Source organism: Nocardia sp. NPDC050799 (genome assembly GCF_040654015.1).
GTDB lineage: Bacteria > Actinomycetota > Actinomycetes > Mycobacteriales > Mycobacteriaceae > Nocardia.
Genome location: NZ_JBFAHF010000005.1, coordinates 76057 through 101636 on the forward strand (window position 1 = coordinate 76057; position 25580 = coordinate 101636).

The window sequence follows — 25580 nt, forward strand, 5'->3', positions numbered from 1 at the left end:
CAAACAAGTGGTCTGTGGACAACCCGTGGCCTGTGGACAAGTTCCTCCGGGGTACGACCCGGAGGAACTCACCGGCCGCGGCGGCTCATTCGGGTAGCCGCAGGTCCGGCTTCTCCAGCTCTTCGATGTTCACGTCCTTGAACGTGATCACCCGGACGTGTTTGACGAAGCGCGCGGGCCGGTACATATCCCAGACCCATGCATCGCTCATCCGTACTTCGAAGTACACCTCGCCGTCGGCGTTCTGCGGTCGTAGCTCCACCGAGTTGGCCAGATAGAAGCGGCGTTCGGTTTCCACCACGTACGAGAACTGACCGACGATGTCCTTGTACTCCCGGTAGAGCGAGAGCTCCATCTCGGTTTCGTATTTCTCGAGGTCCTCGGCACTCATCTGGTGGAACGTCCTCCTTCTCGCCGCCTTGCGTCTGCTCACATCATCGCTCATCGCGCCCGGGCATGTCACCGTGGGCCGGACTGCACACCGTCGCCGCGCCGTGCGGCGGGCCGGGCGCGGCCGCGCGGCCCCCGGTCAGGCGGCGCCGCCGGCCTCCGCAGTCGCGAGCGCCAGTGATTCGGCCGCCGCGGGTATCGGCGCGCCGCATTCGCGCACTGTGCGCCACGACCGCCGATGTTCCGGACAGGGACCGAGCCGGCGCAGCGCTTCGAGATGCTGCGTGGTGTTGTAACCCTTGTGCTCGGCGAATCCGTAGCCCGGCCGGCGCCGGTCGAGCTCGACCATCATCCGGTCGCGCGTGACCTTCGCCAGCACACTCGCCGCCGCGATACAGGCGGCGCTGGCGTCGCCGCCGATCACCGGCAGCGACGGTACCGCCAGCCCCGGCACCCGGAATCCGTCGGTGAGCACATAGCCCGGCGAGCAGTCCAGCCCGGCCACCGCCCGGCGCATGCCCTCGATATTCGCGACGTGGATTCCGATGGCATCGATCTCCGCGGCGGGGATCACTACCACCTTCCAGGCCAGCGCCAACTTCTTGATCACCGGAAACAGCGTCTCACGGGCCGCCTCGGTCAGCTTCTTGGAGTCGTTGAGCCCGGCGAGCGCCGCGGACGCCTTCGGCGCGAGTACGCACGCGGCGACCACCAGTGGCCCGGCGCTCGGACCGCGACCCGCCTCGTCGACGCCCGCGACCGGCCCCAGACCACTGCGTATCAGCGCCGAATCGAGTGTCCGCAGGCCCGCGGCCTTGCGGACCACCACCCGCGGCGGCCAGCTGTTGCCTCGCCCGGCGGCACGGTTACTACGTGTCACTGGCCACCTCGCGACAGATGATCGGGAACCACGGCCCGATTATCGCGCACCGGATCGGGCGCGGTACCGGTAGGTCCGGTCCCGGCCCGGTCGAACGGCTTGTCCGGCAAGGTGATCGGCGCCGCTACTGCCCGGATCGCGCGGCGCTCCCCGCGGAGCGACCGCGGAAACCTCGCGCCTACTGCGGATTCTGCGATGTCACCGGACCGATCCGGCCGGGCGGCCAGATCTTGAAGACGGCCTTGCCGCGGACATTCTCGATGGGCACCGTGCCCTGGAGGTCGTCGCCGATATGCGCGCGGGAATCGCGCGACTCGTTGCGGTTGTCGCCCATCACCCACAGATGGCCCGGCGGTACCAGTACCGGCCCGAAGACCCGGCCCACCGGATAGGCGGCGTTCTGCTGGCCCGCGACCCATGGGTAGTCGTCGGCGACGTAGGGCTCGTCCAGGGGTTTCCCGTCCACCATGACCCGGCCTTGTTCGTCGCAGCACTCCACGGTCTGGCCGCCGACCGCGATCACGCGTTTCACCAGGTCGTTCTCATCGGGCGGGACCAGGCCGAAGAAGGCGAAGAAGTTCTGGATACCGCGCACGGCGGGATTGTCGGAACGGATCGAGACATAGTGGTCGTTCCAGGACGGCGGGCCGACGAATACGACCACGTCCCCGGGCTTCGGGTCGCTCCAGTAGTAGCTCACCTTCTGCACGTAGATCCGGTCGCCGGTGCAGCCGGTGCACCCGTGCAGGGTGGGTTCCATGGATTGGGACGGAATGACATAGGGGCGGCCGACGAAGGTGACCATGAGGGCGGCGATGATCGCCGCGATGACCAGCAGGATGGGGAGTTCCTGCCAGAACGGCCGCTGCCGCTTCGCTTTGACCTGCTTTCGCGCACGACGCCTTCTCGGCGGTTCGCTCCTGGAATCGGATCCCGAAACCGACCAACTCTCATCTGCCACGCGAACAGCGTAGCCCGGTGCCACAACGGATTCGTGGCACCGGGCTACATATGCCGTTCGCCGAGGTCACCGTGGTGCGGCGCGGCACACGGGTGTCGGCGGTCAGCGACGGGTCAGCGCTTTTCCTTGATCTTGGCGGCCTTACCGCGCAGCTCCCGCAGGTAGTACAGCTTGGCCCGGCGGACATCACCGCGGGTCACCACATCGATGTGATCGATGGTGGGGCTGTGCACCGGGAAGGTGCGCTCCACACCGACACCGAACGACACCTTACGCACGGTGAAGGTCTCGCGGATACCGCCGCCCTGGCGCCGGATGACGACGCCCTTGAAGACCTGGATACGTTCCTTGGAGCCCTCGATGACCTTCACGTGCACATTGAGGGTGTCGCCCGGACGGAAGTCGGGGACGTCGCTGCGCAGCGAGCTCTCGTCGACGAAATCAAGGGTGTTCATGATCATCCTTCTGATGGTCGCGCGAACAGAGGAACCTGGCGGCGCGAAAGCTCGACCGGTTCGTGCTCCGAATGTGGATGCGCCCGGGTCATGCCCAGGGCAACCTGTGCATTGTGCCAGATCAGCGGTCGCTTTCGGAAACCGGCCCGGCCGGGGCCTCCGCTTCCTCGGCGTCGCCGCCCCGATCGGGCGGCCACAGGTGCAGATCTTGCAGCAGCGGATGCTGCCGCGGCGGTGGGGGCGGCGCCGGTACCACCGTACGCGTCAGTTCCACCTCGGCCGCCGACCGCGCGTGATCGACATCCGGACTGCCGGCAATCAGGTCCTGGACGAAGATCTTGGCCCGTATCACCGGGCGCCGGTACCGGCGTTCCCGCACGATGGCGCGGTACCTGAGCCGCCGCCTGCTGCCGTACCGCCAGCGCGCCCACGGGGCTCCCGGCCGGCTGAGCCGCAGCGCGCCCACGACCAGCAACGGCAGGAAGAACATGCCGAACAGCCCGGTCCAGATCTTGCCCTTGGCGATGACCACGGCGGCCAGCGCCAGGTTCACCACCGCGAATCCGGCGACGAGCAGCCGCGTGCCGAGGCCGGGCTGGTGTCGCACACCGTTGATCTCCAGCAACCACAGCGGATGGAAACCCAGCAGCAGCAGGCCGGTGACCGCGAGGGCGACGAACACCGCGTCCACCGAGGTCCGACCCTGTTCTTCCCAGTACACATCGCGCAGGTAGTACAGCAGCGCGAATTCGTCGAGTACGAGCGCGGCGCCGACCCCGAAGGTGGCCGCCAGGACCGACGCCGTGCCGGTGCTGTTCCCCGCGGCTCCGGCGATCATCCCGATACCGGAGATCAGCACCAGCACCACGCCGAACACCATGTGGTGGATGTGCACACCGCCGGACTTCAGGTTGCCGGGCCACCAGCGCACCCGGGCCCGGATGAGCCGGACGCTGACCCGGATCACCAGGAACCCGGTGATGAAACCGAACAGAAAGCAGAGCAGCGGGAGCCGGCCCGCGGCGATCACGTCCTCGGACAGCCACTGCCGCATACCGGCCCCCGATTCAGCTCGTGGTCACTTCCCGAAACCCGCCCGGCGCAGCGCGTCGGCCATGGCACCGTTCGCCGGTGCATTATCGCGCCGGCCGTCCCGGCCCTGCCCGCGATTGCGTCCCTGACCGCCACCGTTACCGCCACCGCGGCCACCGGCATTCTGACCGTTGCCCTGCGCGCCGCGGTTCTTCTCGTTACGGCCTTGGCCCCGGGCGCCCCCGTCGCGGCCACCGCCGTCGCGGCCACCGGTCCGGGCGCCGCCGTCGCGGCCACCCTGGCCGCGGCCGCGGTCGCCGGGGCCCTGACCGCGTTCGGGCTTACCCGCCCCGGGCTCGTCGTCGAGCCGCAGCGACAACCCGATGCGCTGGCGCGCGACATCGACCTCGAGCACCTTCACCTTGACCACATCACCGGATTTCACCACCTCACGCGGGTCGCGCACGAAATTCCGCGACATCGCCGAGACATGGACCAGACCGTCCTGGTGCACACCGACGTCGACGAAGGCACCGAACGCGGCGACATTGGTGACGACACCCTCCAGCACCATGCCCGGCTCCAGATCGGCGACCTTCTCGATTCCCGCCGCGAATTCCGCGGTTTTGAATTCGGGGCGCGGATCGCGGCCGGGCTTCTCGAGTTCGCCGATGATGTCGGTCACCGTGGGGACACCGAATTTCTCATCGATGAAATCGGCCGGGCGCAGCGTACGCAGGACCGCGCCGTTACCGATGACCTCGGCGATTCCGGTACCGGTGGAATCGAGGATCCGGCGCACCACCGGATAGGCCTCCGGGTGCACAGCGGAGGTGTCGAGCGGATCGTCACCGCCCCGGATCCGCAGGAAGCCCGCGCACTGTTCGAACGCCTTGGGACCCAGCCGCGGGACGTCGAGCAGGGCGGTGCGGCTGCGGAAGGGACCGTTCTGATCGCGGTGCGCCACAATGCTCTCGGCCACCGAGCCGGTGACCCCGGAGACCCGCGCCAGCAGCGGCACCGAGGCGGTGTTCACATCGACGCCGACCGCGTTCACCGCGTCCTCCACCACCGCGCCCAGCGACCGGGCCAGCAGGGTTTCCGAGACATCGTGCTGGTACTGGCCGACACCGATCGATTTCGGCTCGATCTTGACCAGTTCGGCCAGCGGGTCCTGCAACCGGCGCGCGATGGAGACCGCGCCGCGCAACGAGACGTCCATATCGGGCAGTTCCTGGGTGGCGTAGGCCGAGGCGGAATACACCGACGCACCGGCCTCGGACACCACGATCTTGGTCGGTTTGTTCTCCGGGATCCGTTCGATGAGTTGCGCGGCCAGCGCGTCGGTTTCCCGGGAGGCCGTGCCGTTGCCGATGGCGATGAGTTCGACGCCGAACCGCGCCACCAGGGCGCCGAGGACCGCCAGCGATTTCTCGGTCTGGTTCTGCGGTTTGTGCGGGTACACGACCTCGGTCGCGAGAACCTTGCCGGTGCCGTCGACCACGGCGACCTTGACTCCGGTGCGGTAGCCCGGATCCAGGCCCATGGTGGTGCGGGTGCCGGCCGGCGCGGCCAGCAGGAGATCGCGCAGGTTGGCGGCGAAGACATCCACCGCATCGCGTTCGGCGGCCTGCCGCAACCGCATCCGGGTGTCGATACCCAGACTCACCTGGAGTTTGGTCCGCCAGGCCCAGCGCACGGTGTCGAGCAGCCAGCCGTCGGCGGCGCGACCGGCCTCGGCGATCGAGAACCGCTGGGCGATCCGCGCCTCATAGGTGCTGCGTTCGCCGGGTGCGAGCTCGGAATCGGCGGGTTCGGGGTCGAGGTGGAGGCTGAGCACCTCCTCCTTCTCCCCGCGCAGCAGCGCCAGGATGCGATGCGAGGGCAGGCTTGCGAATTCCTCGCCGAATTCGAAGTAGTCGGCGAATTTCGCCCCGGCCTCTTCCTTACCGGGACGTACCGTGGCGGTGAGACGGCCCCGGTTCCACATGAGTTCGCGGAGTTCGCCCACCAGATCGGCGTCTTCGGCGAACCGCTCGACGAGGATGGCGCGTGCGCCCTCGAGTTGTTCGGCGGAGTAACCGGCCGGATCGGTGTCCGGGTTCCCGAGCAGCGCGTCGGCAACGGGTTCGTGCCCGGCCTCGCGCGCGATCTGAGCCTTGGTACGGCGCTTGGGCTTATAGGGCAGGTAGATGTCCTCGAGCCGGGCCTTGGTCTCGGCGAGCAGCAGCTGCCGGTGCAGTGCCTCGTCGAGTTTGCCCTGGCCGCCAATGGATTCGATGATCGTGGCCCGGCGCTCGTCGAGTTCGCGCAGATAGTGCAGGCGTTCCTCGAGCGTACGCAGCTGGGCGTCGTCCAGACCGCCGGTGACCTCCTTGCGGTACCGGGCGACGAACGGCACCGTCGACCCGGCGTCCAGTAGCTCGACGGCAGCCCGGACCTGGTTCTCGCGCACCGAGAGCTCATCGGCGATGCGCCGGCTGACGGAGCCGGACACCACCGGGCCGGTACCGGGGTTTGCAAGCGAGTCGGTGGGGATGGTCTCGGGATCCGAGGTCTGCGGCACTGTCGTCACCACCCGCACACTACATTCGCCCGACGACAGCCGGGCCGCGCCCGGCCCCGGCTGCCCCCGGGGCGAGCACAGCGGGCACGGTCATCCGGCGGCGCGCCCCTGCTGCCGCAACAGGAACCGCTGCACCTTGCCACTGGGGGTCTTGGGCAGCGTGGCGACGAAATGCACCCGGCGCGGGTAGGCAGGCGTGCGCGGCGAACTTCTGCTTCACCAGTGTCTGCAGCTGCGCTTCCAGTTCCGGGGAGCCGGCGGTATCACCGCGCAGCACCACGAACGCCTCGAGCACTTCGCCGCGCAACTCGTCGGGGAGTCCGACGACGGCGGCCTCGGCGACCTCGTCGTGCAGCACCAGCGAGGCTGTGGCCACCGCCCGCCGCCTCGGCATCATTTCCTGACTGTGCAGACCAGCCCGTCGACTCGGCGCCTGCCGCGGAATGGCCGGGCCGCCCCGGTACTCCGCCGGTTTCGCATTGCCGTCCGGTTCCTGCTCGACCCGCTCGGTGGTGCAGCGCTGTGGCACACCCGTTCCGTATCGCCACCGTGACCCCACCCGGGTAGCGCGGCTCAGTCCGTATCGGGCAGCAGATCCGGTCGCCGTTCCCGCGTGCGGATCAGCGACTGCTCCCGGCGCCAGGCCGCGATACGGGCATGGTCTCCGGACAGCAGGATCGGCGGGACCTCGAGTCCCCGCCAGCTCACCGGGCGGGTGTAACCGGGGCCCTCGAGCAACCCGTCGGAGAACGAATCCTGTTCGTGCGACTGCTGATTGCCGAGTACGCCGGGGATCAACCGGACCACCGCCTCGGTCATCACCAAGACCGCGGCCTCGCCGCCGATCAGTACGTAGTCCCCGATACTGACCTCTTCGACACGGACCCGGCGGGCCGCGTCGTCGAACACCCGCTGATCGATACCCTCGTAGCGGCCGCAGGCGAACACCAGGTGCTCTTCTCCGGCCCACCGCTGCGCGGTCTCCTGGGTGAAGGGAACGCCGGCGGGTGTGGGAACCACGAGCAGGGCGTCGTCCGGGCACACCGCGTCGAGGGCGTCCCCCCAGACGACGGGTTTCATCACCATGCCGGGCCCGCCGCCGTAGGGCGAATCGTCGACGGATTTGTGCACATCGTGGGTCCAGCGCCGCAGATCGTGCACAGCCACCGATACGACACCCTTGTCGATGGCCTTGCCCAGCAGCGCGGTACGCAACGGGTCCAGGTATTCCGGGAAGATGGTGACCACGTCGATCCTCATGACGCCGGCCACCTCATTCCGGATCCAGTAGGCCTTCGGGCGGGTCGATCACGATCAGCGCGTCGGCGATCGACACCGTCGGCACGATGGCGGTGACGAAAGGGACCAGGATCTCCCGCCCGTCCGCGGCGGCGCGGATCGAGAGCAGTTCACCGGCTGCCGAATGCAGCACCTCGGTGACGGTGCCGACTTCGGTCCCGTCGGTGAGTTGTACGCGCAGGCCCTCGAGTTCGTGATCGTAGAACTCGTCCGGGTCCTCCGACGGCCCGAGTTCCTCGCTGTCCACCAGGAACAGCGTGCCGCGCAGGGCGTCGGCGGCGGACCGGTCGGTGACACCCGCCAGATTCACCAGGAGCCGGCCCGAATGTTCCCGGGCCGACTCCACGGTGAAGTCACGCACCTGAGCGGAACGCGCCGCGCGCCCGTGCAGCACCGCGCCGGGCGCGAACCGCGCCTCCGGTTCGTCGGTGCGCACCTCGACCACCAGTTCGCCCCGCACACCGTGCGAGCGGGCGACCCGGCCCACGACGAGTTCCATCTACTGGTCGGTGTCGACCACGTCGACCCGGATACCCCGGCCGCCGATACCGGCGACGAGGGTGCGCAGGGCGGTCGCGGTGCGGCCACCCCGGCCGATGACCTTACCCAGGTCGTCGGGGTGGACGTGCACCTCGACGGTGCGCCCGCGGCGACCGGTGATCAGCTCGACGCGGACGTTATCGGGATTGGCGACGATACCGCGAACCAGATGTTCCACGGCATCGGCGACGACGACGCTCATTACTCGGCGGCCTCGGCGGACTCGGTCGCCTCGGCGCCCTCTTCCTTGTCCTTCTTGGCCTTCTTCTTCGGGGTGACGGCTTCAGCGGCCGGCTCGTTGTCGGCGGCGGCCAGCGCGGCGTTGAAGAGGTCCAGCTTGGACGGCTTGGGCGCGGCGACCTTCAGGGTGCCCTCGGCGCCCGGCAGGCCCTTGAACTTCTGCCAGTCGCCGGTGATCTCCAGGAGCCGCTGCACCGGTTCGGTCGGCTGCGCGCCGACGCCCAGCCAGTACTGCGCCCGCTCCGAGTCGATCTCGATCAGCGAGGGCTCTTCCTTGGGGTGGTACTTGCCGATGGACTCGATGGCCCGGCCGTCACGACGGGTGCGGGCGTCCGCGACGACGACGCGGTACTGCGGGTTGCGGATCTTGCCCATACGGGTGAGCTTGATGCGAACAGCCATCTGCTGATCTGCCTTTCATAGTGGTCACGGCGCAATTCAGCGACTCACGCGGTCTCGCGAGCCCGGTTTTGCGAATGAAGTGTGTGACCGCCGCGCGGTACGTGACCGGAGACGGGCTGACACTGTCCAGAAGGACGGTCATTCATTCTGCCAGACGCCGCGGCCGGCCCGGAAACCGCCCGGGTACGCGAGCTCGCGGGCGGTGGGCGCCGGGGCGGTGTCGTCCCGTCGGCGGGGACCCGCCGGTTGGCAACTGGTCAGTCGTCTGAGTAGCGTCCGACCGGCCGTATCCGGCCAGGACGCGGCCGAGTCGAATGGGAGTACCGACCACGTGTCATTCTCGAACAGATTTCTGGCCGCGGCCGCGGCGGGGGTGATCGGCCTGGTTCCGGTCTCGGTTCCGGCCCTGGCCCAGCAGTCACCGCAGCAGCCGGAGTACGCGCCGACCATGCTGGTCCTGGACGCCTCGGGCTCCATGGCGGCGCCCGACCCCGGCGGCGGCACCAAGATGGACGCGGCGAAGAACGCGGTGCGGTCGTTCGTGACCGCGGCACCCGCGACGGCGAAGGTCGGTTTGACCGTGTACGGCACATCCACGGGATCCGCGGACGCGGAGAAGGACGCCGGCTGCCGCGACGTCCAGGTGCTGCATCCGGCGGAAACCCTCGACAGGCCCGCGCTGACCGGCGCCGCGGACCGGATCGTGCCCAGCGGCTACACCCCGATCGGGATCTCCTTGCGGACCGCCGCCGCGGCCCTGCCCCAGGGGGGTCCGCGTTCGATCGTGCTGGTCTCCGACGGACTGGACACCTGCGCCCCGCCGGACCCGTGTGAGGTCGCGCGCGAATTGTCCGCCCAGGGCGCCGAGATCGTGGTGCACGCCATCGGCTTCGGTGTCGACGATCCGTCACGCGCCCAGCTGACCTGTATCGCCCAGGCCACCGGCGGCACCTATACCGATGCCGTGGACGGGAGAACCTTGGCACAGGTGCTTCCGCGCGTCAGCGCCACCGCTCTGCGCACCTACGCACCCACCGGCAGCCCGCTCGCGGGCACCGCGGGCTACCGGGACGCGCCGGTGGCCGCCGCGGGCCAGTACCTGGATGTACTCGGGCAGCGCGCGCCGCGCTACTACGCGGTGGACGTGCCCGACGACGCGACGGCCTATTTCAGCGCCACCGTGTCCTTCCCGCGCGGCGGCGACGCCGTGTTCGCGAACAACCGCCTCGACCTTCGGGTGTACGGCACCGACGGCGAAGACTGCCATGTCTACGAGAACGAGCTGGCCACCCGCTCCACCGACGGTGTGGCGCTGACCGTCGGCAGCGCGTGGACAGGCGCGGCCGAACCCGACACCGGCAGTCCGAGCACCGACCGGTGCCGGGGCGGCGGGCGCTACTATTTCGCCCTGGAATGGGCTCATGTCGCCGACAACGCTCCGGCGCAGCTGCCGGTGGAATTACTGGTCGGTGTGGAGCCCGCGATCGCCGATCCGGGACCCGCACCGGATCCGGAAGCGGTGGAATTCGCCGCACCGGACGGGGTGGCCGTCCCGGCGATCGGCGGGGGCTCGTTCAATATCGCGGCCGCCCTGCCCGGTTCCGGCCGGTACACCGATACCCTGCAACGCGGCGAATTCGTCTTCTACCGGGTGAAACTGGAGTGGGGCCAGGGGCTGGCATACCGGGTGCGGTTCGCCGCGACCCCCGAGCGCGGCATCGACTATGTCTCGAATATCGCCACCACGCTCTACAACCCGTACCGGGCGGAACTCGATTCCGATTTCGCCGCCTACACCGGGACCGAGAACATCCTGCCGAGCAACGACCCGGCACTGGCCACCACACCGATCAGGTTCCTGAACCGGGAGGCTGCCGATCACACGATGCACGACCAAGCGGTGGCGGGCTGGTACTACATCGCGGTGAAGCTGAGCCCCGCGCACGGCGAGCGGGCCCAGGTCGCGCCGGTACCGGTCGAGCTGGAGGTGGATGTCACCGGCGAGCCCGAGCCGGGGCCGCGCTACGCCGGCGATTCCGCGAGTACGGGCACCTTCGGCACAGACCCGCAGCAAGCCGGCGCGCCGTATCCCGCCGCCGCGGCCGACACAGCGGCCGACGGCGTATCGCCGCTGGTGTGGGTGGCCGTCGGCGGCGCGGTGCTGGTGATCTCGGCGGCGACGATCGCCTTCCTGCTCAGCCGCCGCAGGAGGCGCTGACCGAACTCGTCGGGGCACAGCCGATGCGCACCCGCCCGCTGTGCCCCGCTCCCCGGTCCCGCCCCCAACCCCGGTCCGTCCCGGTCCCGGTCCCGGTCCCGCTCTGGGTCCCGGTCCCGCTCTGGGTCTCGGTCCCGCTCTGGGTCTCGGTCCAGCTCTCGGGCTCGGGCTCGGGCTCGGGCTCGGGCTCGGGCTCGGACTCGGACTCGGACTCGGACTCGGACTCGGACTCGGACTCGGACTCGGACTCGGACTCGGACTCGGACTCGGACTCGGACTCGGACTCGGAGCATCGAATCCCGACGCAACCAAGAGCCCCGAACATCAAATCCCGACGCAACCCCATGCGTCGAGTTTTACGAGACACCTCAAAGGGTTGAGGCCCGTCTCGTCCCTTGGCCGAAGGTGTTCAATTGGCCGCACTCTCTGGACGGCCCACCGCACATCGCATGAGCCGAAGGCTCGAGTCTCGAGGCCGAAACGGCGAGACCAAGGAGGCCTCAACCCCGCGCCGCCGCAGGCGGCGCCAAAAAAACACAGCTCACTTGTCCGGGAACTTGAACTTGGAGATATCGAAGTTCTCCAGCCCCGGGGGCAGTTGATCCAGGCCGGGCGGCATATTGGACAGATCCGGCATACCGCCGCCGCCGGGCAGGCCCGGCATACCGGGGAAACCGCCGCGCATCTTCGGCTGGGTGGGCCCGCGCCCGCCCTTCTTCCCCTTCTTGCCCTTCTGCTTCTTGTTACGACGGTTGGCGCCGGGCATTCCCATCTGCCGGCCCATCATCGTCATCATCTTGCGGGCCTCGAAGAACCGGTCGACCAGTTGGTTGACATCGGAGACCTGGACTCCCGACCCGTTGGCGATACGCAGCCGGCGGGAGGCGTTGATGATCTTCGGGTTCTCCCGCTCGGCGGGGGTCATACCGCGGATGATCGCCTGGACCCGGTCGAGCTGTTTATCGTCGACCTGGGCCAGTACGTCCTTCATCTGGCCGGCGCCCGGCAGCATCCCGAGCAGATTGCCGATGGGCCCCATCTTGCGGATGGCGAGCATCTGGTCGAGGAAATCCTCGAGGGTGAGCTCGCCGCTGCCGATCTTGCGCGCCGCCTCCTCGGCCTGCTGCGCGTCGTAGACCTGTTCGGCCTGTTCGATAAGGGTGAGCACATCGCCCATACCGAGGATGCGGCTGGCCATCCGGTCGGGATGGAAGACGTCGAAATCCTCGAGTTTCTCGCCGGTGGACGCGAACATGATCGGCGCGCCGGTGACATTGCGCACGCTCAGCGCCGCGCCACCGCGGGCGTCGCCGTCGAGTTTGGTGAGGACCACACCGGTGAAGCCGACCCCGTCACGGAAGGCCTCGGCGGTGGAGACCGCGTCCTGGCCGATCATGGCGTCGAGGACGAACAGGGTCTCGTCGGGTTTCACCGCGTCGCGGATACCGGCGGCCTGTGCCATGAGTTCGGCGTCGATACCGAGCCGGCCGGCGGTGTCGACGATCACGACGTCGTACTGTTTGGCGCGCGCCTCGCCGATACCCGATTCGGCCACCGCGACCGGATCGGCCGCGGTGACCCCGAGGGCGTTCTCGCCGCCACCGATCGAGGTGCCGGGGTGCGGCGCGAACACCGGCACACCGGCGCGTTCGCCGACCACCTGCAACTGGGTCACCGCGCCCGGGCGCTGCAGATCACAGGCCACCAGCAGCGGCTGATGTCCCTGGTCGCGCAGCCATTTGGCGAGCTTGCCGGCGAGCGTGGTCTTACCGGCACCCTGGAGGCCGGCCAGCATGATCACCGTCGGCGGGGTCTTGGCCAGCGTCAGGCGCCGGGTCTCGCCACCGAGGATCCCGACGAGTTCCTCGTTGACGATCTTGACGACCTGCTGGGCCGGGTTCAGCGCGGCCGAGACCTCCGCGCCCTTGGCCCGCTCCTTGATCCGGGCGACGAAACCGCGGACCACGGGCAGCGCGACATCGGCCTCCAGCAGCGCCAAGCGGATCTCCCGGCAGGTGGCGTCGATATCGGCCGGCGACAGGCGTCCCTTACCGCGAAGGTCCTTCAGGGCACCGGTCAACCGGTCGGATAGGGATTCGAACACCTGGCGCGCTCCTGATCTCGAGTGACGTCACTGAGTCCCAGGGTAATGGGCGTCCCAGAGTAGCGGGCGGCCCGGCGGGGCCGCGGCCCGCACCGGACTGCTCGCACACATCACCGGAGATCCTCGCCGGGCAGCCGTCCCGGAGGCCGGCCATGGCGCCCGTCCGCACACACCTCGGCCACGCCCCGGATGGCCGGCCTCCGCGGTCGGGGCCCGCCCCGGTTCTGGAGCGAAGGAGCGCAGCGATCGAGCGGCGGAGTGTCGGACGGGGGTTACGAGGGCCCCGACCCGGCGGCGCCGGAGGCGTCGCCGATGTACTCGGTGGAGAACCCCCGGCGGTAGTCGTGCTGTTCCACAGCGACCAGATAGGCCGCCTCGCGCCCGGTGAGGCCGAGTTCGCGGGAGAGGCTGTCCAGCCGCGACCAGTCGTCGTCGGGCGGTAGCCCGTTGGTCGCTACAGCGGCGGCCACATTCATCGCGGCCATCGCCTGTGGCTCGGTGAGCGTGCGCCCCGGCAACCAGGACACCACCCAGTAGGCGTCACCTACACATCGGGCGATGTGCGGTGTCATATCGCTGGTCATGATCGACGAGGTCACCACTTGGATTGCCACCGACCTGCTCCCCTCATGAGCGCGACAGCTGACCACCCGAATGTTAGGGGCCCGATCACCCACCATCGGCAACTCGCTGGCAAACGGTGAGCAATCGACGCGCAACGGTGACCTTCGTCTCGAACGCTAGTTCTGCTCGGGCTCCGGGGGTGTGCGCGAAGCCGGTCGCGGAACCACCGTCAGGATCGCCGATTCGAGCTCCGCGCGCCGGTCGGGGCCGGATCGTTGCCCCAGATCCACGCAGAACACGTCCACCACGAACGAGCCCATCGTCACGACCTTCGCCCAGCGCACATCGGCGCCCGCACCCGCCAGTACCGCGGCCAACCGGCAGAGCAACCCGATTCGGTCCTCGGCCCGCAACTGCAGGATCAGCTGTCCGGGTGTCGCGGTCTCCGCCCACAGCAGCCGGGGCTCGGCCTGGGCTCGGCGCGCGGCCCCGAGGGTCTCTCGTTCCCGCGCGTCCAGCGCCGCCCGCACATCCAGCTCCCCGGCCGCGGCCCGTTTGATCTCCTGCCGCAGCAGGCCCGCGTCCGGCGGACCGCCGAAAATCGGTGTCACCACGAAGGTGTTGATCGCCGAATCCCCCGCCCCGCCGACCGACGCCGAGAGCACCCGCAGCGAATGCAGGGCCAGTACGCCCGCGGTATTCGAGAGCAGTCCAGGGGTGTCCGGGGCGATCACGGTGGCGATATGGGTGTATTTCCCCTCGCCCGGCGTCAATTCGACGTGCACACCGCCGGCGGCGGCGCGGACCAGCAACTCCTCGGGGATGGGTTCGGGTTCGGGCAGGGTCTCCCCCGCCATCACGGTGCGGCAGCGCCGGACCAGTTCCCCGATCAGGGTGGCCTTCCACTCGCCCCATACGCCCGGGCCGGTGGCCAGCGAATCGGCCTCGGCCAACGCGTGCAGTAGTTCGAGCCGCCGCGGATCGTTGTCCAGCACGTCGACCACGTACCGCACGGTGTCCGGGTCGTCGATATCCCGATGTGTGGCGACATCGGGCAGCAGCAGATGGTGGCGGACCATGGCGCTGAGGATTTCCACATCCGAGGGCCACAGGCCCAACCGGCGACCGATATGGGTCGCCAGGTCGGCACCCACCGCACAGTGGTCCTCCACGCGGCCCTTGCCGATATCGTGCAGCAGCGCACCGAGTGCCAGCAGATCGGGCCGGGCCACCCGGGTACTCAGCGCGCTCGCGTAGGCCACCGTCTCCACCGAGTGCCGGTCCACCGTCCACACGTGCAGCGCGTCACGCGGCGGCAGATCCCGGACCGCACCCCATTCCGGCAGCAGCCTGCCCCAGAGACCGGTCCGGTCCAGTGCTTCCACCGCGTCGATCACGCCCCGGCCCGCGCCGAGCAGTACCAGCAGATCGTTCAGGGCGTCCTTGGGCCACGGTTCCCGCAGCTCCGGAGCGTCCTCGGACAGGCGGTTCAGGGTCGTCGCCGACATCGGCAGCCCGGTCTGTGCGGACGCCGCGGCCACCCGCAGCACCAGCCCCGGGTCACGCTGGGGCCGGGCATCCCTGGCCAGCACCACTTCTCCGGCGTGTTCGACCACGCCCTCGTCCAGCGGCCGCCGCACCGGCATCCGGCGCAACCGGGCCAGACCGCGGCGCGGTAGCGCGTTACCCGCGGTGCGCAGTCCCACATCGACCGAATATCCGACGGTGCGCGCCGCGTCGCTGAGCGTGCGGGCCAGATCGAATCGGTCCCCGATACGCAGCGCGGCCCCGATCTCGTCGGCGTCCTGGGCGCGCAACTGGTCGCGGGCGCGGCCCGCGACCCGGTGCAGTTCGGTGCGCACATCCAGGAGCCGCCGATGGGCCTGGGAGAGACCACCACCGGGCGCGTCCGGGCCCAACCCGGGCATGGCGTCGGTGAGCTGGGCGATCGCGAGCGCGTCCAGCAGCTGGATATCGCGTAGTCCGCCGCGCCCGTTCTTCAGATCCGGCTCGCTGCGGTGGGCGACCTGACCACTGCGTTCCCAGCGCGCGCGGACCCCGGCGACCAGTTCGTCGAAACGACCCCGTATTCCGCTGCGCCAGTCCTTGCGGATCCCCGCGACGACCCGGTCGCTGAGATCGGAGTCGCCCACGATGTGGCGGGCATCGAGCATGCCGAGCGCGGCCACCAAATCATCGGAGGCCACCTTCAGGGCATGAGGGACGGTGCGCACACTGTGGTCGAGTTTGATATGCGCGTCCCACAGCGGATACCAGAGCCGGTCGGCGATCTCGGCGACCCGTTTCGGGTCCATATCCTCGTGTAACAAGACCAGATCCAGATCGGAGTACGGCAGCATCTCCCGGCGGCCGAGCCCGCCCACGGCCATGATCGCCAGCCCGCTGTCCGGCGTTATCCCCACTTCGGCGCCCTTGCTGGTGAGCCACAGTTCGTACAGATCGACCAGGGCCGCGCGCAGCGATTCGGCGTCCAGCCGCGGATGGCGCGGCGCGCCGCCGGCCAGCAGTTGATCCCGGGCCCGCACCAGGTCCACGGCCCCGTGCGACAGTGCGGCCGCTTTTCCGGTTCGCCCGGGCTCCCGACCCTGCCGGTTGTCTGCCAACGAAACCACCACCCGTTCACGCAGGCGACCCCGCCCCGACCGGTAATCGGTGGGAGCGGGGCCGCGTTGTCGTCGTGCACCCGCCGGCGCGCTCGATGCGCGCAGCGGTCTATAGCGCGTCGGTGCCGCGTTCCCCGGTCCGGACCCGGACGATCGTTTCGACCGGGGTGACCCAGACCTTGCCGTCGCCGATCTTGCCGGTACGCGACGCCTCGATGATCAGATCCACGACCCGGTCCACCGTGGCGTCGTCGACCACGACCTCGACCCGCACCTTCGGCACGAAATCCACCGAGTACTCGGCACCGCGGTAGACCTCGGTGTGACCCTTCTGCCGTCCGTATCCCTGGACCTCGCTCACGGTCATACCGAATACGCCCGCCTGCTCCAGGCCGGTTTTGACGTCTTCGAGCGTGAACGGTTTGACGATTGCGGTGATCAATTTCATGGGATTCATGCCTCCTTGACGGCCGAACGTGCGGTTCCACCCAGTGCAGCGAAATCGTATGCCGTCTCCGCGTGTTCGGAATCGTCCATACCGTTGGACTCCGCTTCGGCGTCGGCGCGCAGGCCGATGGTGAACTTGATCGCGTACGCGATCACCAGAGCGATCACGAAGGAGTACACCAGAACCGCGACCGCGCCGAGGGCCTGCCGGCCCAGCAGCTCGAGATCACCACCGTAGAACAGGCCTTCCGCACCGGCGGGCGCCTCGGGCGCGGCGAACAAGCCGATCAGCACCGTGCCGAGGATACCGCCGACCATGTGGATACCCACGACGTCGAGTGAATCGTCGTACCCGAACTTGAACTTCAGGCTTACCGCCAGGGCGCAGACCACACCCGCGATGACGCCGATGGCCAGCGCGCCGAGGACGTTCACCGAGGAGCAGGAGGGCGTGATGGCCACCAGGCCGGCGACGATACCGGAGGCGGCGCCCAGCGAGGTCGGCTTGCCGTCGCGGATCTTCTCCACCACCAGCCAGCCGATCATCGCGGCGGCGGTGGCGACCAGCGTGGTGACGAAGGTGGCACCGGCGACACCGTCGGCGGCCGCCGCGGAACCGGCGTTGAAGCCGAACCAGCCGAACCACAGCAGCGCGGCACCGAGCATGACGAAGGGCAGGTTGTGCGGACGGAAGGGAGTTTTCGGCCAGCCCGCGCGCTTACCGACCACGATGGCCAGCGCGAGCGCCGCGGCACCGGAGTTGATGTGTACGGCGGTACCACCGGCGAAGTCGATGGCCTCGACCTTCTCCATGATCCAGCCGCCGCCCCAGACCCAATGCGCGACCGGGAAATACACCACGGTGGCCCAGATGGCGGCGAAGACCAGCCAGGCACTGAACTTCAGGCGGTCGGCCACCGCACCGGAGATGAGCGCCACGGTGATGATCGCGAACATCGCCTGGAACGCGACGAAGACCGTCGCGGGGATGGTCCCGATCAGCGGGACACCCGCCGATTCGTCGCCGAATCCGGCGATCAGGGTCTTCAGGCCGAAGAACTGCCCGGGGTCCCCGAGTAGTCCGCCTTTGTCGGTGCCGAATGCGACCGAGAAGCCGTACAGCACCCAGAGCACGGTGACCACGCCCATCGCGCTGATGCTCATCATGATCATGTTGAGCACGTTCTTGCCGCGGACCATGCCGCCGTAGAAGAACGCCAGCCCGGGTGTCATCAACAGGACGAGCGCAGCGCTCGTCAGTATCCATGCGGTGTCGCCGGCGTTGGGCGCGCCGATCACGGTTTCCACCAGTTTCCTCCCTCATCCTCTGGCCCGCCGCTCACGCGACATCGGGCCTGCTACTGAAGGGTGCTCACTCGGTGTTTCATCCGTGACGCCCAGGTGTTTCACCTAGGTGAATGGATCACGTCCCAATGTTTCGGGTATGTTGCGCACGCTGTGCGGAGGTTTCCGGGCCGCTGTGCGACACGCCGGAAGCAGCCGGATCCAGCTCACCTTCGTGGGCAGGACAACTAGCCGAGGAGTGCGTCGACGAAGGCGGAGGGTTCGAACGGCGCCAGATCGTCGGCGCCCTCGCCCAGGCCCACCAGTTTGACCGGTACGCCCAGTTCGTGCTGGATCTGGAAGACGATTCCGCCCTTGGCGGTGCCGTCCAGCTTGGTCAGGACAACACCGCTGATATCCACCACTTCCGCGAAGATACGGGCCTGCGCGAGACCGTTCTGGCCCACCGTCGCGTCGAGTACGAGCAGCACCTCGTCCACCGAGGCCTTCTTCTCGACGACGCGTTTGACCTTGCCCAATTCGTCCATGAGCCCGGTCTTGGTGTGCAATCGGCCCGCGGTATCGACCAGGACCACGTCCACACCGGCGTCGATACCGGTGGAGACGGCGTCGAAGGCGACGGCGGCCGGGTCGGCGCCCTCGCGGCCGCGCACGGTATCCGCGCCGACCCGCTCGCCCCAGGTCTGCAACTGATCGGCCGCCGCGGCGCGGAAGGTGTCCGCGGCCCCGAGCAGCACCCGGCGTCCGTCGGCGACCAGCACCCGGGCGAGTTTGCCGGTGGTGGTCGTCTTCCCGGTGCCGTTCACCCCGACCACGAGCAGGATCGACGGATGATCGGCGTGCGGCAACGCGCGCACCGAACGGTCCAGTTCCGGCCGCAGCGATTCGATCAGCACCTCACGCAGGACCGACCGCGCGTCCTCGGCGGTGCGGACACTGCGGGCGGCCATCTCCTCGCGCAGCCGTTCCACGATGACGGTGGTGACCGCGGTACCGATATCGGCCATCACCAGCGTGTCCTCGACCTCTTCCCAAGAATCCTCGTCCAGGTCGCCACCGCCGAGCAGCCCCAGCAGACTCTTGCCGACCGCGTTCTGCGACCGGGACAACCGGCCGCGCAGCCGGGTCAGCCGACCCGAGGTCGGCGCGATCTCCTCGACCTCCGGGACCAGATGGGCTCCGGCGGCGGTATCGGGAGCCACCACCGCAGACTCCGCACCCGCCTCGGTGGGTGCGGCGACCTGCTCCTCCGCGGCGGTGTCCGGGGTCGCGGGCCCGGTACCGGTCTCGGCCACCGGTCCGGTGCTCCCGGTGTCCGCCGGTGCGGTGGCGGGCGTCTCCGTCGTCTCGGGCGAGACGGTATCGGTGCCGTCGGTGGCCGCGGCGGATTCCGTGCCGGTCGTCGCGGTGTCGACGGTATCGGCCTCGGGCAGCGGTACATCGGTGATCCCGCGGCGCGGAGCGTCCCGCGGGACGGCGGCGTCGTCGCCGATATGCGGCTGACCCTCCAGATCGGTCCGCTCAGTGGGACTCGGAGCCGCCGGTTCCGCGGGGCTCGACCCCGGCGGTGCGGGAGCGGCGGTGGCACCCCGGCCGCCCTGGCTGAACGAGAATCCACTCGCCGCCTGATACCCGCCCGACCGGTCGGTCAGCTCTTCCTTCTCCGCCGGCGCTGTCAGCGAAATCCGGCCGCGCTTGTACCGGACGAAACCGGCCACGAGCGCGACCAGCAGTACGGCGGCGATCACTGCGATCAGAATCCAGGCTTGCGCACTCACGCCGACCATCCTTCCAGAGCGGTACCGAGCGGTAGGTTACCCGGCCCGGCCCGCGCGGCGGCGGTCCGCACCCGCTGCCGCACACCCGGCACATCCCCAGCTCAGCCCCGCGAACACGGCCGGTGAGATTTCTTGTCCTGCGGAACTTCTCGCGACAGGCCAATAGGATCGGCGATGTGACCGATCGAAACGTGCTTGGGGGTCCGCTACAAGAGTGCGGCACCGATCCTCTGACCGGGTTCTACCGGGACGGCTGCTGCAGCACCGGCCCGGAGGACCTGGGCAGCCATACCGTGTGCACGGTCGTCACAGCAGAGTTCCTCGAGCATCAGGCGTCCATCGGAAACGATCTGAGCACGCCTCGTCCGGCGAACAATTTCCCCGGGCTCCAGCCGGGGGACAGATGGTGTGTCGTGGCGGTGCGCTGGTTACACGCGCATGAGGACGGTGTCGCCGCACCGGTGGTGCTGGCGGCGACCCATGAGAATGCCCTGGAAGTGATCGCTATGGAAATACTGCGCAAATACGCGGTCGACGTACCCGACGATGTCAGCGATCTGCTCTGAACACCGGCGCGGGCCCACGGCCGGTGGCCGGGCGCGGCGGTTACTCCGCCGCGCTACCGGCCGCCGCGAGATCGTGCCCGCGCAGTCGCTGCGAGATGACCTGGGTGATGCCGTCACCGCGCATGCTCACGCCGTAGAGCGCATCGGCGATCTCCATGGTCGGCTTCTGGTGGGTGATGACGATCAGCTGGCTCTTCTCCCGCAACTGCTCGAACAGTCCGATGAGCCGGCGCAGGTTGGTGTCGTCGAGCGCTGCCTCCACCTCGTCCATCACATAGAACGGCGAGGGCCGGGCGCGGAAGATGGCGACCAGCAGCGCCACGGCGGTCAGTGATTTCTCCCCGCCGGACAGCAGCGACAACCGCTTGACCTTCTTCCCGGGCGGCCGCGCCTCCACTTCGATACCGGTGGTGAGCATATCGGTGGGATCGGTGAGCAGCAGCCGGCCGTCGCCGCCGGGGAACAGCGCGGCGAAGACCTGGACGAACTCCCGTTCCACATCGGCGTAGGCGTCGGTGAAGACCTGCAGGATCCGCGCGTCGACCTCGGCCACCACGTCCAGCAGATCCTGGCGGGCCTTCTTGACGTCCTCGAGCTGGGTGGCCAGGAAGTTGTAGCGCTCCTCGAGCGCCGCGAACTCCTCGAGGGCCAGCGGGTTGACCTTGCCGAGGGTGGTCAGATCCTTTTCGGCGCGTTTGGCGCGCCGTTCCTGCGAGGCGCGGTCGAACGGCATCGGCGCCGGCGCGCTGACCTGCTCACCGCGTTCCTTGGCCTGCTCGTATTCCCGCATCTCCAGTTCGCTGGGCGGCAGGGCGACCGCGGGACCGTATTCGGCGATGAGATCGTCGAGCGCGATCCCGAACTGTTCGGCGATGGTGGCTTCCAGCTGTTCGATCCGCAACGCCGCCTGCGCTTTGGCCACCTCGTCCCGGTGGACCGCGTCGGTGAGCTGTTCGAGCTGGGCGTTCAGGGCCCGTACCCGCTCTTTGATCCGGTCCACCTCGGTGGCGCATTCGGTACGCCGCCGGACCAGTTCGTCGCGGCGTGCGGCGGCGGCCGCCACCACTTTCTCGAGTTGAGCCGCCAGATCAGCACCGGATTCGGCGACCGCGGCGGCGACCCCGGCGGCCTGACGCCGGGCGGCCTGCGCCCGTTCGGCCCGGGCCCGCGCCTCACGTTCGGCACGGGCGGTTCGGCGCAGCGAATCCGCCTTACCGCGGACCGATTCGGCACGCTCCTCGGCCGTACGCACCGCCAGCCGCGCCTCCACCTCCATGGCCCGGGCTTCGGCGAGCGCGGCGGCGGCCTCCTCCCGGGCCAGTGCGGCGGCCTCGGTTCCGGCGGCGCCGGCGGCATCGCTGTCGGTATCGGCCTGTTCGCGCTCGGCGTGCCGCAGCCGGTCCTCGAGTTCGGCCAGCTCGCCGACGGCTTTCTCGTGTGCGGTCTCGGCGTCGGCGCGCTGGCCGGTCAGCCGCCCGGATTCGGCGTCGGCCGCGCGAACGGCCGCACCGAGCCGGCCGAGCCGCTCGTAGACGGCATTGAGGGCCTGATCGGATTCGTGCAGGGCCAGCAGGGCGTGGTCGACCGCGTCTTTGCGGTCGGCCTGTTCCTCCAGCGCCCCGGCCAGGCTCGCCTCCAATTCTTCGGCGTGCCGGCGGGCGGCGACGAGATCGGCCTCGGCGGCATCGATACTCGCCTGGATCTCCAACCGGCTCGGTGATCGGTCCGAACCGCCGACCAGCCATCCGGTCCCGGCCAGATCGCCCTCCCGGGTGACCACCCGCAGTTCCGGGCGCGCACTCAGCAGCCCGGACGCCGCATCCAGATCGTCGACCACCGCGACCCGGCGGGTCAGCGCCACCACGGCCGCGCGGACCGGTCCCGGGCAGTCCACCACATCCAGCAACCAGCGTGCCGCCCCGGGCAGTGCCGGTTCGTCGAGATCCGCCGCCGCCGGCCCCTCGTACACCAGTGCGGCCCGCCCACCGTCGGCCTTCCCCAGCGCCCGTAGTGCGCTGAGGGCCGTCTCCCCGGTATCGGCCACCACCGCTTCGGCCACCGGCCCCAGTACCGCCGCGACCGCGGACTCGTACCCGGTGTGTACCCGCAACTGCCCCGACAGCGGGCCCAGCAGTCCGGCCGGATGGTTCTCGGTGAGCCAGGCCGCACCGTCGCGGCTGGCCAGGTTCATGCCGAGCGCTTCGATCCGCGCGGTCAGCGAGGCCACCAGCCGACCGGCCTCCCGGTCCTCGGCGCGCAGTTCGGTGACCCGGCGGTCGGCCAGTCCGAGCGCCTCCACGGCGTGCTCGTGCTGGGCGTCGAGCCCGGCCTCGCCGGCGTCCAGCTCGGCCAGTTCGTCCTGCACCGCGTCGAATTCCGACCGCGCCGCGGTACCCCGCGCCCGGGCCTCGGTGAGGGCGGTGGACAACCGCACGATCTCGGCGTCGATCGATTGGGCGCGGGTGCGCAGATTTTCGACCTGGCCCGACAACCGCACCAGCCCCTCGCGCCGGTCGGCGATGGCCCGTACCGCGGCCAGATGCGCCTGTTCGGCGGCCTTGGCGGCATGCTCGCGGTCGCCCAGGCTCTCCCGCGCGGCTTCCAGCGTTTCGTTGGCCATCTCGACGGCCTCACGCAGTTCGGCTTCCTCGGCCTCCACCCGGTCGGCTTCGGCCTCGAGCTGATCGGGGTCGCGGCCGGTGTTCGCGGGAGCGGCCGTATCGAGGTGCCGGGCGCGATCACCGGCGATCCGGATGGTCGCGTTGACCCGTTCGGAGAGCGCGGAGAGCTGGAACCACAACTGTCCGGCGGCCTCGGCGCCGGGAGTGAGCCGGGAGAGCTGGTATTCCTGCTGGGCGAGCGCGGCATTCGCGGCATCGAGTTCGCCGCGCACGGTGATCTGCTGTTCCCGCGCGTAGGCCTCTTTGCTCTGCTGGCTCTCCAGTTCGGTGCGCCGGTTGACCAGATCGTCGGCGGCCAGCCGCAACCGGGCGTCCCGCAGATCCGCCTGCACCGTCTGCGCCCGGCGGGCGACCTCGGCCTGCCGGCCCAGCGGTTTGAGCTGGCGGCGGAGTTCGGTGGTGAGGTCGGTGAGCCGGGCCAGGTTGGCCTGCATCGCATCCAGTTTGCGAACGGCCTTTTCCTTGCGTTTCCGGTGTTTGAGCACACCGGCGGCTTCCTCGATGAAGGCACGCCGGTCCTCGGGGCGCGATTCGAGAATCGCCGAGAGCTGGCCCTGCCCGACGATGACGTGCATTTCCCGGCCGATACCGGAGTCGCTGAGCAGTTCCTGCACATCCATGAGCCGGCAGGAGTTGCCGTTGATCTCGTATTCGCCGGCGCCGTCGCGGAACATGCGGCGGGTGATGGAGACCTCGGCGTAGTCGATGGGCAGGGCGCCGTCGGAATTGTCGATGGTCAGCGTGACCTCGGCGCGGCCCAGCGGGGCCCGCCCGGAGGTACCGGCGAAGATGACATCCTGCATCTTCCCGCCGCGCAGCGCCTTGGCGCCCTGTTCGCCCATCACCCAGGTGAGCGCATCGACGACATTGGATTTACCGGAGCCGTTGGGCCCCACCACACAGGTGATCCCGGGTTCGAAGCGCAAGGTCGTCGCGGATGCGAAGGACTTGAAACCCTTCAACGTCAAGCTCTTCAGATGCAACGCCGACGACCCTTTCCGCCTCCGTGACTGTCCGCCTCGCCCAGGCCGATCAGCCATGGTATAGGCCTGCGGCGCCGTGTCACCGACCGGCGCACCGGCCGTGGCCGATCGGTTGCCGGGTACACCGGCGACCGCGGCCGGGCGTGCCCGCCGGCCGGATGTCAGGAAGGCTACCGGGCGTTATATCTTCCGGCGATGGCGGTGGCCGCTCTCGATACCGGTTGCCGCCCGCACTGCCAGCACCGCGCCCCAAGGACCGATGACCCACAGGGGCCAAAAATAGGTGACCTCACCGACACCCAGCGAGATCGCGCCCCAGATCACCAGTACCAGCACGCTGACCGTGAGCCACGCGGTGGCCTCGATCCGCTGCCAGATCGGGAATCGCGAGCGCGGTGCCGCCGCACGCGCCGGCGCCGGGGTGGGCAGGTCCGCGAGGACGTCGGTGAGTTCCGCGCGGGTGGTCGTGCGGTACACCTGCGCGACCCGCTGATCGTATTCGGCCAGGTCGATGCGGCCGTCACCGAGATGACGGCTCAGCTCGCGCACGATTCGATCGCGTTCGGCGTCCGAGGCACGGGTACCCGTCGTGATCTCCATAACCGCTCCCCTTACAGGTCGGACCACATTCCACAATGGATGCACCAAGAGTGCACCTTCCACTGTGTTATGTCAAGGGGGAGCGGTCCCCCGGCCTACCGTTCGGCGAAACCTTCCAGCCCGCCCCGCGGCGGCTCCCACGACTCGACCACCAGATCCACCCGGCCGGGCGTTCCCCCCGACCGCAACAACGCCAGCAACCGGTCGGCCGCGGCGCGCGGACCCTCCGCCACCACATGCACCCGGCCGTCGGCGGCATTCGTGGCATGCCCGGAGAGGCCGAGCTCCAGCGCCCGCGCCCGCGTCCACCACCGGAAGCCCACACCCTGCACGTATCCGTGCACCCAGGCGCTCAACCGCACCGGGTCGGTTCCCTCCGTCGCCGCGGCCACGATCAGTCGACCGTGTCGATATCGAACGACAGCGTCACCTTGCTGCCGGCCTTCAGCGTGCGGCCGACCGTGCAGACCTTGTCGATGGCCCGCTGCACCGTCACCAGCAACCGGTCCCGGGCCGCCGCGTCGAGCTCACTGAGATCGAGCTCGAAGACCTCGTCGAGCTGCGGGTACACCTCGTTCTCGCGGTCGGCGGCACCGGACACCCGGATGGTGGCGTCGTAGTCGTCACCGAGCCGCCGTGACAGCGGGAAATCCGAGCTCATCCCCGAGCAGGCCGCCAGCGCGATCTTCAGCAGCTCGCCGGGGGTGAACACGCCGGGTACCCCCTCGGAACCGATGAGCACCTCGGCGCCGCGCGAACTGTGACCGGTGTAGCGGCGGGTACCCGTCCGTTCCACCCACAGGGTGGTCGGCCCGGCCTGTGCTGCGGGCGCCGTATCGCCCGCTGCCGGGGCGGACGCCGCAGAGGTGTTGTCAACCATGCTCGCGATCCTGCCATCCGCCGTCGCCGCACCGCGCACCCGTCCTCGGCCGATCAGCGGGCATC

General features: G+C 69.3%; 22 protein-coding genes and 1 pseudogene. 2 read left to right on the forward strand and 21 right to left on the reverse strand.

Going from position 1 to position 25580, the window contains the following annotated elements:
- Positions 1 to 85 precede the first annotated feature (85 nt).
- The 11 genes and pseudogenes from AB0H42_RS07355 to rpsP form a co-directional block, all read right to left on the reverse strand.
- Positions 86 to 391, reverse strand: coding sequence for a DUF2469 domain-containing protein (locus tag AB0H42_RS07355; RefSeq protein ID WP_011210678.1), 306 nt, complete (start codon positions 389 to 391; stop codon positions 86 to 88).
- Between the two features lie 138 nt (positions 392 to 529).
- Positions 530 to 1270, reverse strand: coding sequence for a ribonuclease HII (locus AB0H42_RS07360; protein WP_357051202.1), 741 nt, complete (start codon positions 1268 to 1270; stop codon positions 530 to 532).
- A gap of 178 nt (positions 1271 to 1448) precedes the next feature.
- Positions 1449 to 2231: a signal peptidase I gene (lepB, locus tag AB0H42_RS07365; RefSeq protein WP_357051205.1), complete on the reverse strand. Its 783-nt coding sequence runs from the start codon at positions 2229 to 2231 to the stop codon at positions 1449 to 1451.
- A gap of 113 nt (positions 2232 to 2344) precedes the next feature.
- The gene (gene rplS, locus AB0H42_RS07370) at positions 2345 to 2686 is read right to left on the reverse strand and encodes a 50S ribosomal protein L19 (protein WP_030521783.1); all 342 of its coding nucleotides are present in this window, start codon (positions 2684 to 2686) and stop codon (positions 2345 to 2347) included.
- Between the two features lie 121 nt (positions 2687 to 2807).
- A complete protein-coding gene (locus tag AB0H42_RS07375) occupies positions 2808 to 3740 on the reverse strand; it encodes a hypothetical protein (protein WP_357051208.1) in 933 nt (310 codons plus the stop codon).
- Between the two features lie 24 nt (positions 3741 to 3764).
- Complete coding sequence (locus AB0H42_RS07380) at positions 3765 to 6218, reverse strand: Tex family protein (protein WP_357051674.1); 2454 nt, start codon at positions 6216 to 6218, stop codon at positions 3765 to 3767.
- Between the two features lie 156 nt (positions 6219 to 6374).
- Positions 6375 to 6645, reverse strand: a pseudogene (locus AB0H42_RS07385) (AMP-dependent synthetase); the annotation flags it as partial.
- Positions 6646 to 6857: 212 nt separating this feature from the next.
- Entirely contained in the window at positions 6858 to 7544 is a 687-nt protein-coding gene (gene trmD / locus AB0H42_RS07390) for a tRNA (guanosine(37)-N1)-methyltransferase TrmD (RefSeq protein WP_357051211.1), read from the reverse strand.
- 13 nt (positions 7545 to 7557) lie between these two features.
- The gene (rimM, locus tag AB0H42_RS07395) at positions 7558 to 8082 is read right to left on the reverse strand and encodes a ribosome maturation factor RimM (protein ID WP_357051214.1); all 525 of its coding nucleotides are present in this window, start codon (positions 8080 to 8082) and stop codon (positions 7558 to 7560) included.
- Positions 8083 to 8325, reverse strand: a complete 243-nt coding sequence (locus tag AB0H42_RS07400) for an RNA-binding protein (protein WP_357051217.1) — start codon at positions 8323 to 8325, stop codon at positions 8083 to 8085.
- On the reverse strand, positions 8325 to 8765 hold the full coding sequence (rpsP, locus tag AB0H42_RS07405; RefSeq protein ID WP_357051220.1) for a 30S ribosomal protein S16: 441 nt from the start codon (positions 8763 to 8765) through the stop codon (positions 8325 to 8327). Before rpsP ends, AB0H42_RS07400 begins: the two co-directional genes overlap by 1 nt.
- A 331-nt stretch (positions 8766 to 9096) precedes the next feature.
- On the opposite strand from rpsP, the gene AB0H42_RS07410 reads away from it, so the two are divergent.
- Positions 9097 to 10983 carry a VWA domain-containing protein gene (locus AB0H42_RS07410; protein WP_357051223.1) on the forward strand — a complete coding sequence of 629 codons (1887 nt, stop codon included), beginning with the start codon at positions 9097 to 9099 and terminating at the stop codon, positions 10981 to 10983.
- Between the two features lie 541 nt (positions 10984 to 11524).
- On the opposite strand, the gene ffh is transcribed toward AB0H42_RS07410, so the two are convergent.
- The 6 genes from ffh to ftsY all read right to left on the reverse strand — a co-directional run bounded on the left by ffh (position 11525) and on the right by ftsY (position 19814).
- A complete protein-coding gene (gene ffh, locus AB0H42_RS07415; RefSeq protein WP_357051226.1) occupies positions 11525 to 13087 on the reverse strand; it encodes a signal recognition particle protein in 1563 nt (520 codons plus the stop codon).
- Positions 13088 to 13359: 272 nt separating this feature from the next.
- Positions 13360 to 13701 (reverse strand): hypothetical protein, encoded by a 342-nt coding sequence (locus tag AB0H42_RS07420; RefSeq protein WP_081876871.1) that lies wholly within the window; start codon positions 13699 to 13701, stop codon positions 13360 to 13362.
- A gap of 126 nt (positions 13702 to 13827) precedes the next feature.
- Positions 13828 to 16206 carry a [protein-PII] uridylyltransferase gene (locus AB0H42_RS07425; protein WP_357051677.1) on the reverse strand — a complete coding sequence of 793 codons (2379 nt, stop codon included), beginning with the start codon at positions 16204 to 16206 and terminating at the stop codon, positions 13828 to 13830.
- A 178-nt stretch (positions 16207 to 16384) separates the two neighbouring features.
- On the reverse strand, positions 16385 to 16723 hold the full coding sequence (locus AB0H42_RS07430) for a P-II family nitrogen regulator (protein WP_265806272.1): 339 nt from the start codon (positions 16721 to 16723) through the stop codon (positions 16385 to 16387).
- Between the two features lie 5 nt (positions 16724 to 16728).
- Positions 16729 to 18033 (reverse strand): ammonium transporter, encoded by a 1305-nt coding sequence (locus tag AB0H42_RS07435; protein WP_356993003.1) that lies wholly within the window; start codon positions 18031 to 18033, stop codon positions 16729 to 16731.
- Positions 18034 to 18254: 221 nt separating this feature from the next.
- Positions 18255 to 19814, reverse strand: a complete 1560-nt coding sequence (gene ftsY / locus AB0H42_RS07440) for a signal recognition particle-docking protein FtsY (protein ID WP_357051230.1) — start codon at positions 19812 to 19814, stop codon at positions 18255 to 18257.
- Between the two features lie 167 nt (positions 19815 to 19981).
- On the opposite strand from ftsY, the gene AB0H42_RS07445 reads away from it, so the two are divergent.
- Positions 19982 to 20371, forward strand: a complete 390-nt coding sequence (locus AB0H42_RS07445; protein WP_357051233.1) for a DUF2237 domain-containing protein — start codon at positions 19982 to 19984, stop codon at positions 20369 to 20371.
- A gap of 40 nt (positions 20372 to 20411) precedes the next feature.
- Here AB0H42_RS07445 and smc read toward each other — a convergent pair whose 3' ends face one another.
- The 4 genes from smc to AB0H42_RS07465 form a co-directional block, all read right to left on the reverse strand.
- Complete coding sequence (gene smc / locus AB0H42_RS07450; protein ID WP_357051236.1) at positions 20412 to 24035, reverse strand: chromosome segregation protein SMC; 3624 nt, start codon at positions 24033 to 24035, stop codon at positions 20412 to 20414.
- 180 nt (positions 24036 to 24215) lie between these two features.
- Positions 24216 to 24635: a DUF1707 domain-containing protein gene (locus AB0H42_RS07455; RefSeq protein ID WP_357051239.1), complete on the reverse strand. Its 420-nt coding sequence runs from the start codon at positions 24633 to 24635 to the stop codon at positions 24216 to 24218.
- 95 nt (positions 24636 to 24730) lie between these two features.
- The gene (locus AB0H42_RS07460; RefSeq protein ID WP_357051242.1) at positions 24731 to 25027 is read right to left on the reverse strand and encodes an acylphosphatase; all 297 of its coding nucleotides are present in this window, start codon (positions 25025 to 25027) and stop codon (positions 24731 to 24733) included.
- A 2-nt stretch (positions 25028 to 25029) separates the two neighbouring features.
- Positions 25030 to 25515: an OsmC family protein gene (locus AB0H42_RS07465; protein WP_357051245.1), complete on the reverse strand. Its 486-nt coding sequence runs from the start codon at positions 25513 to 25515 to the stop codon at positions 25030 to 25032.
- Between the last annotated feature and the right edge of the window lie 65 nt (positions 25516 to 25580).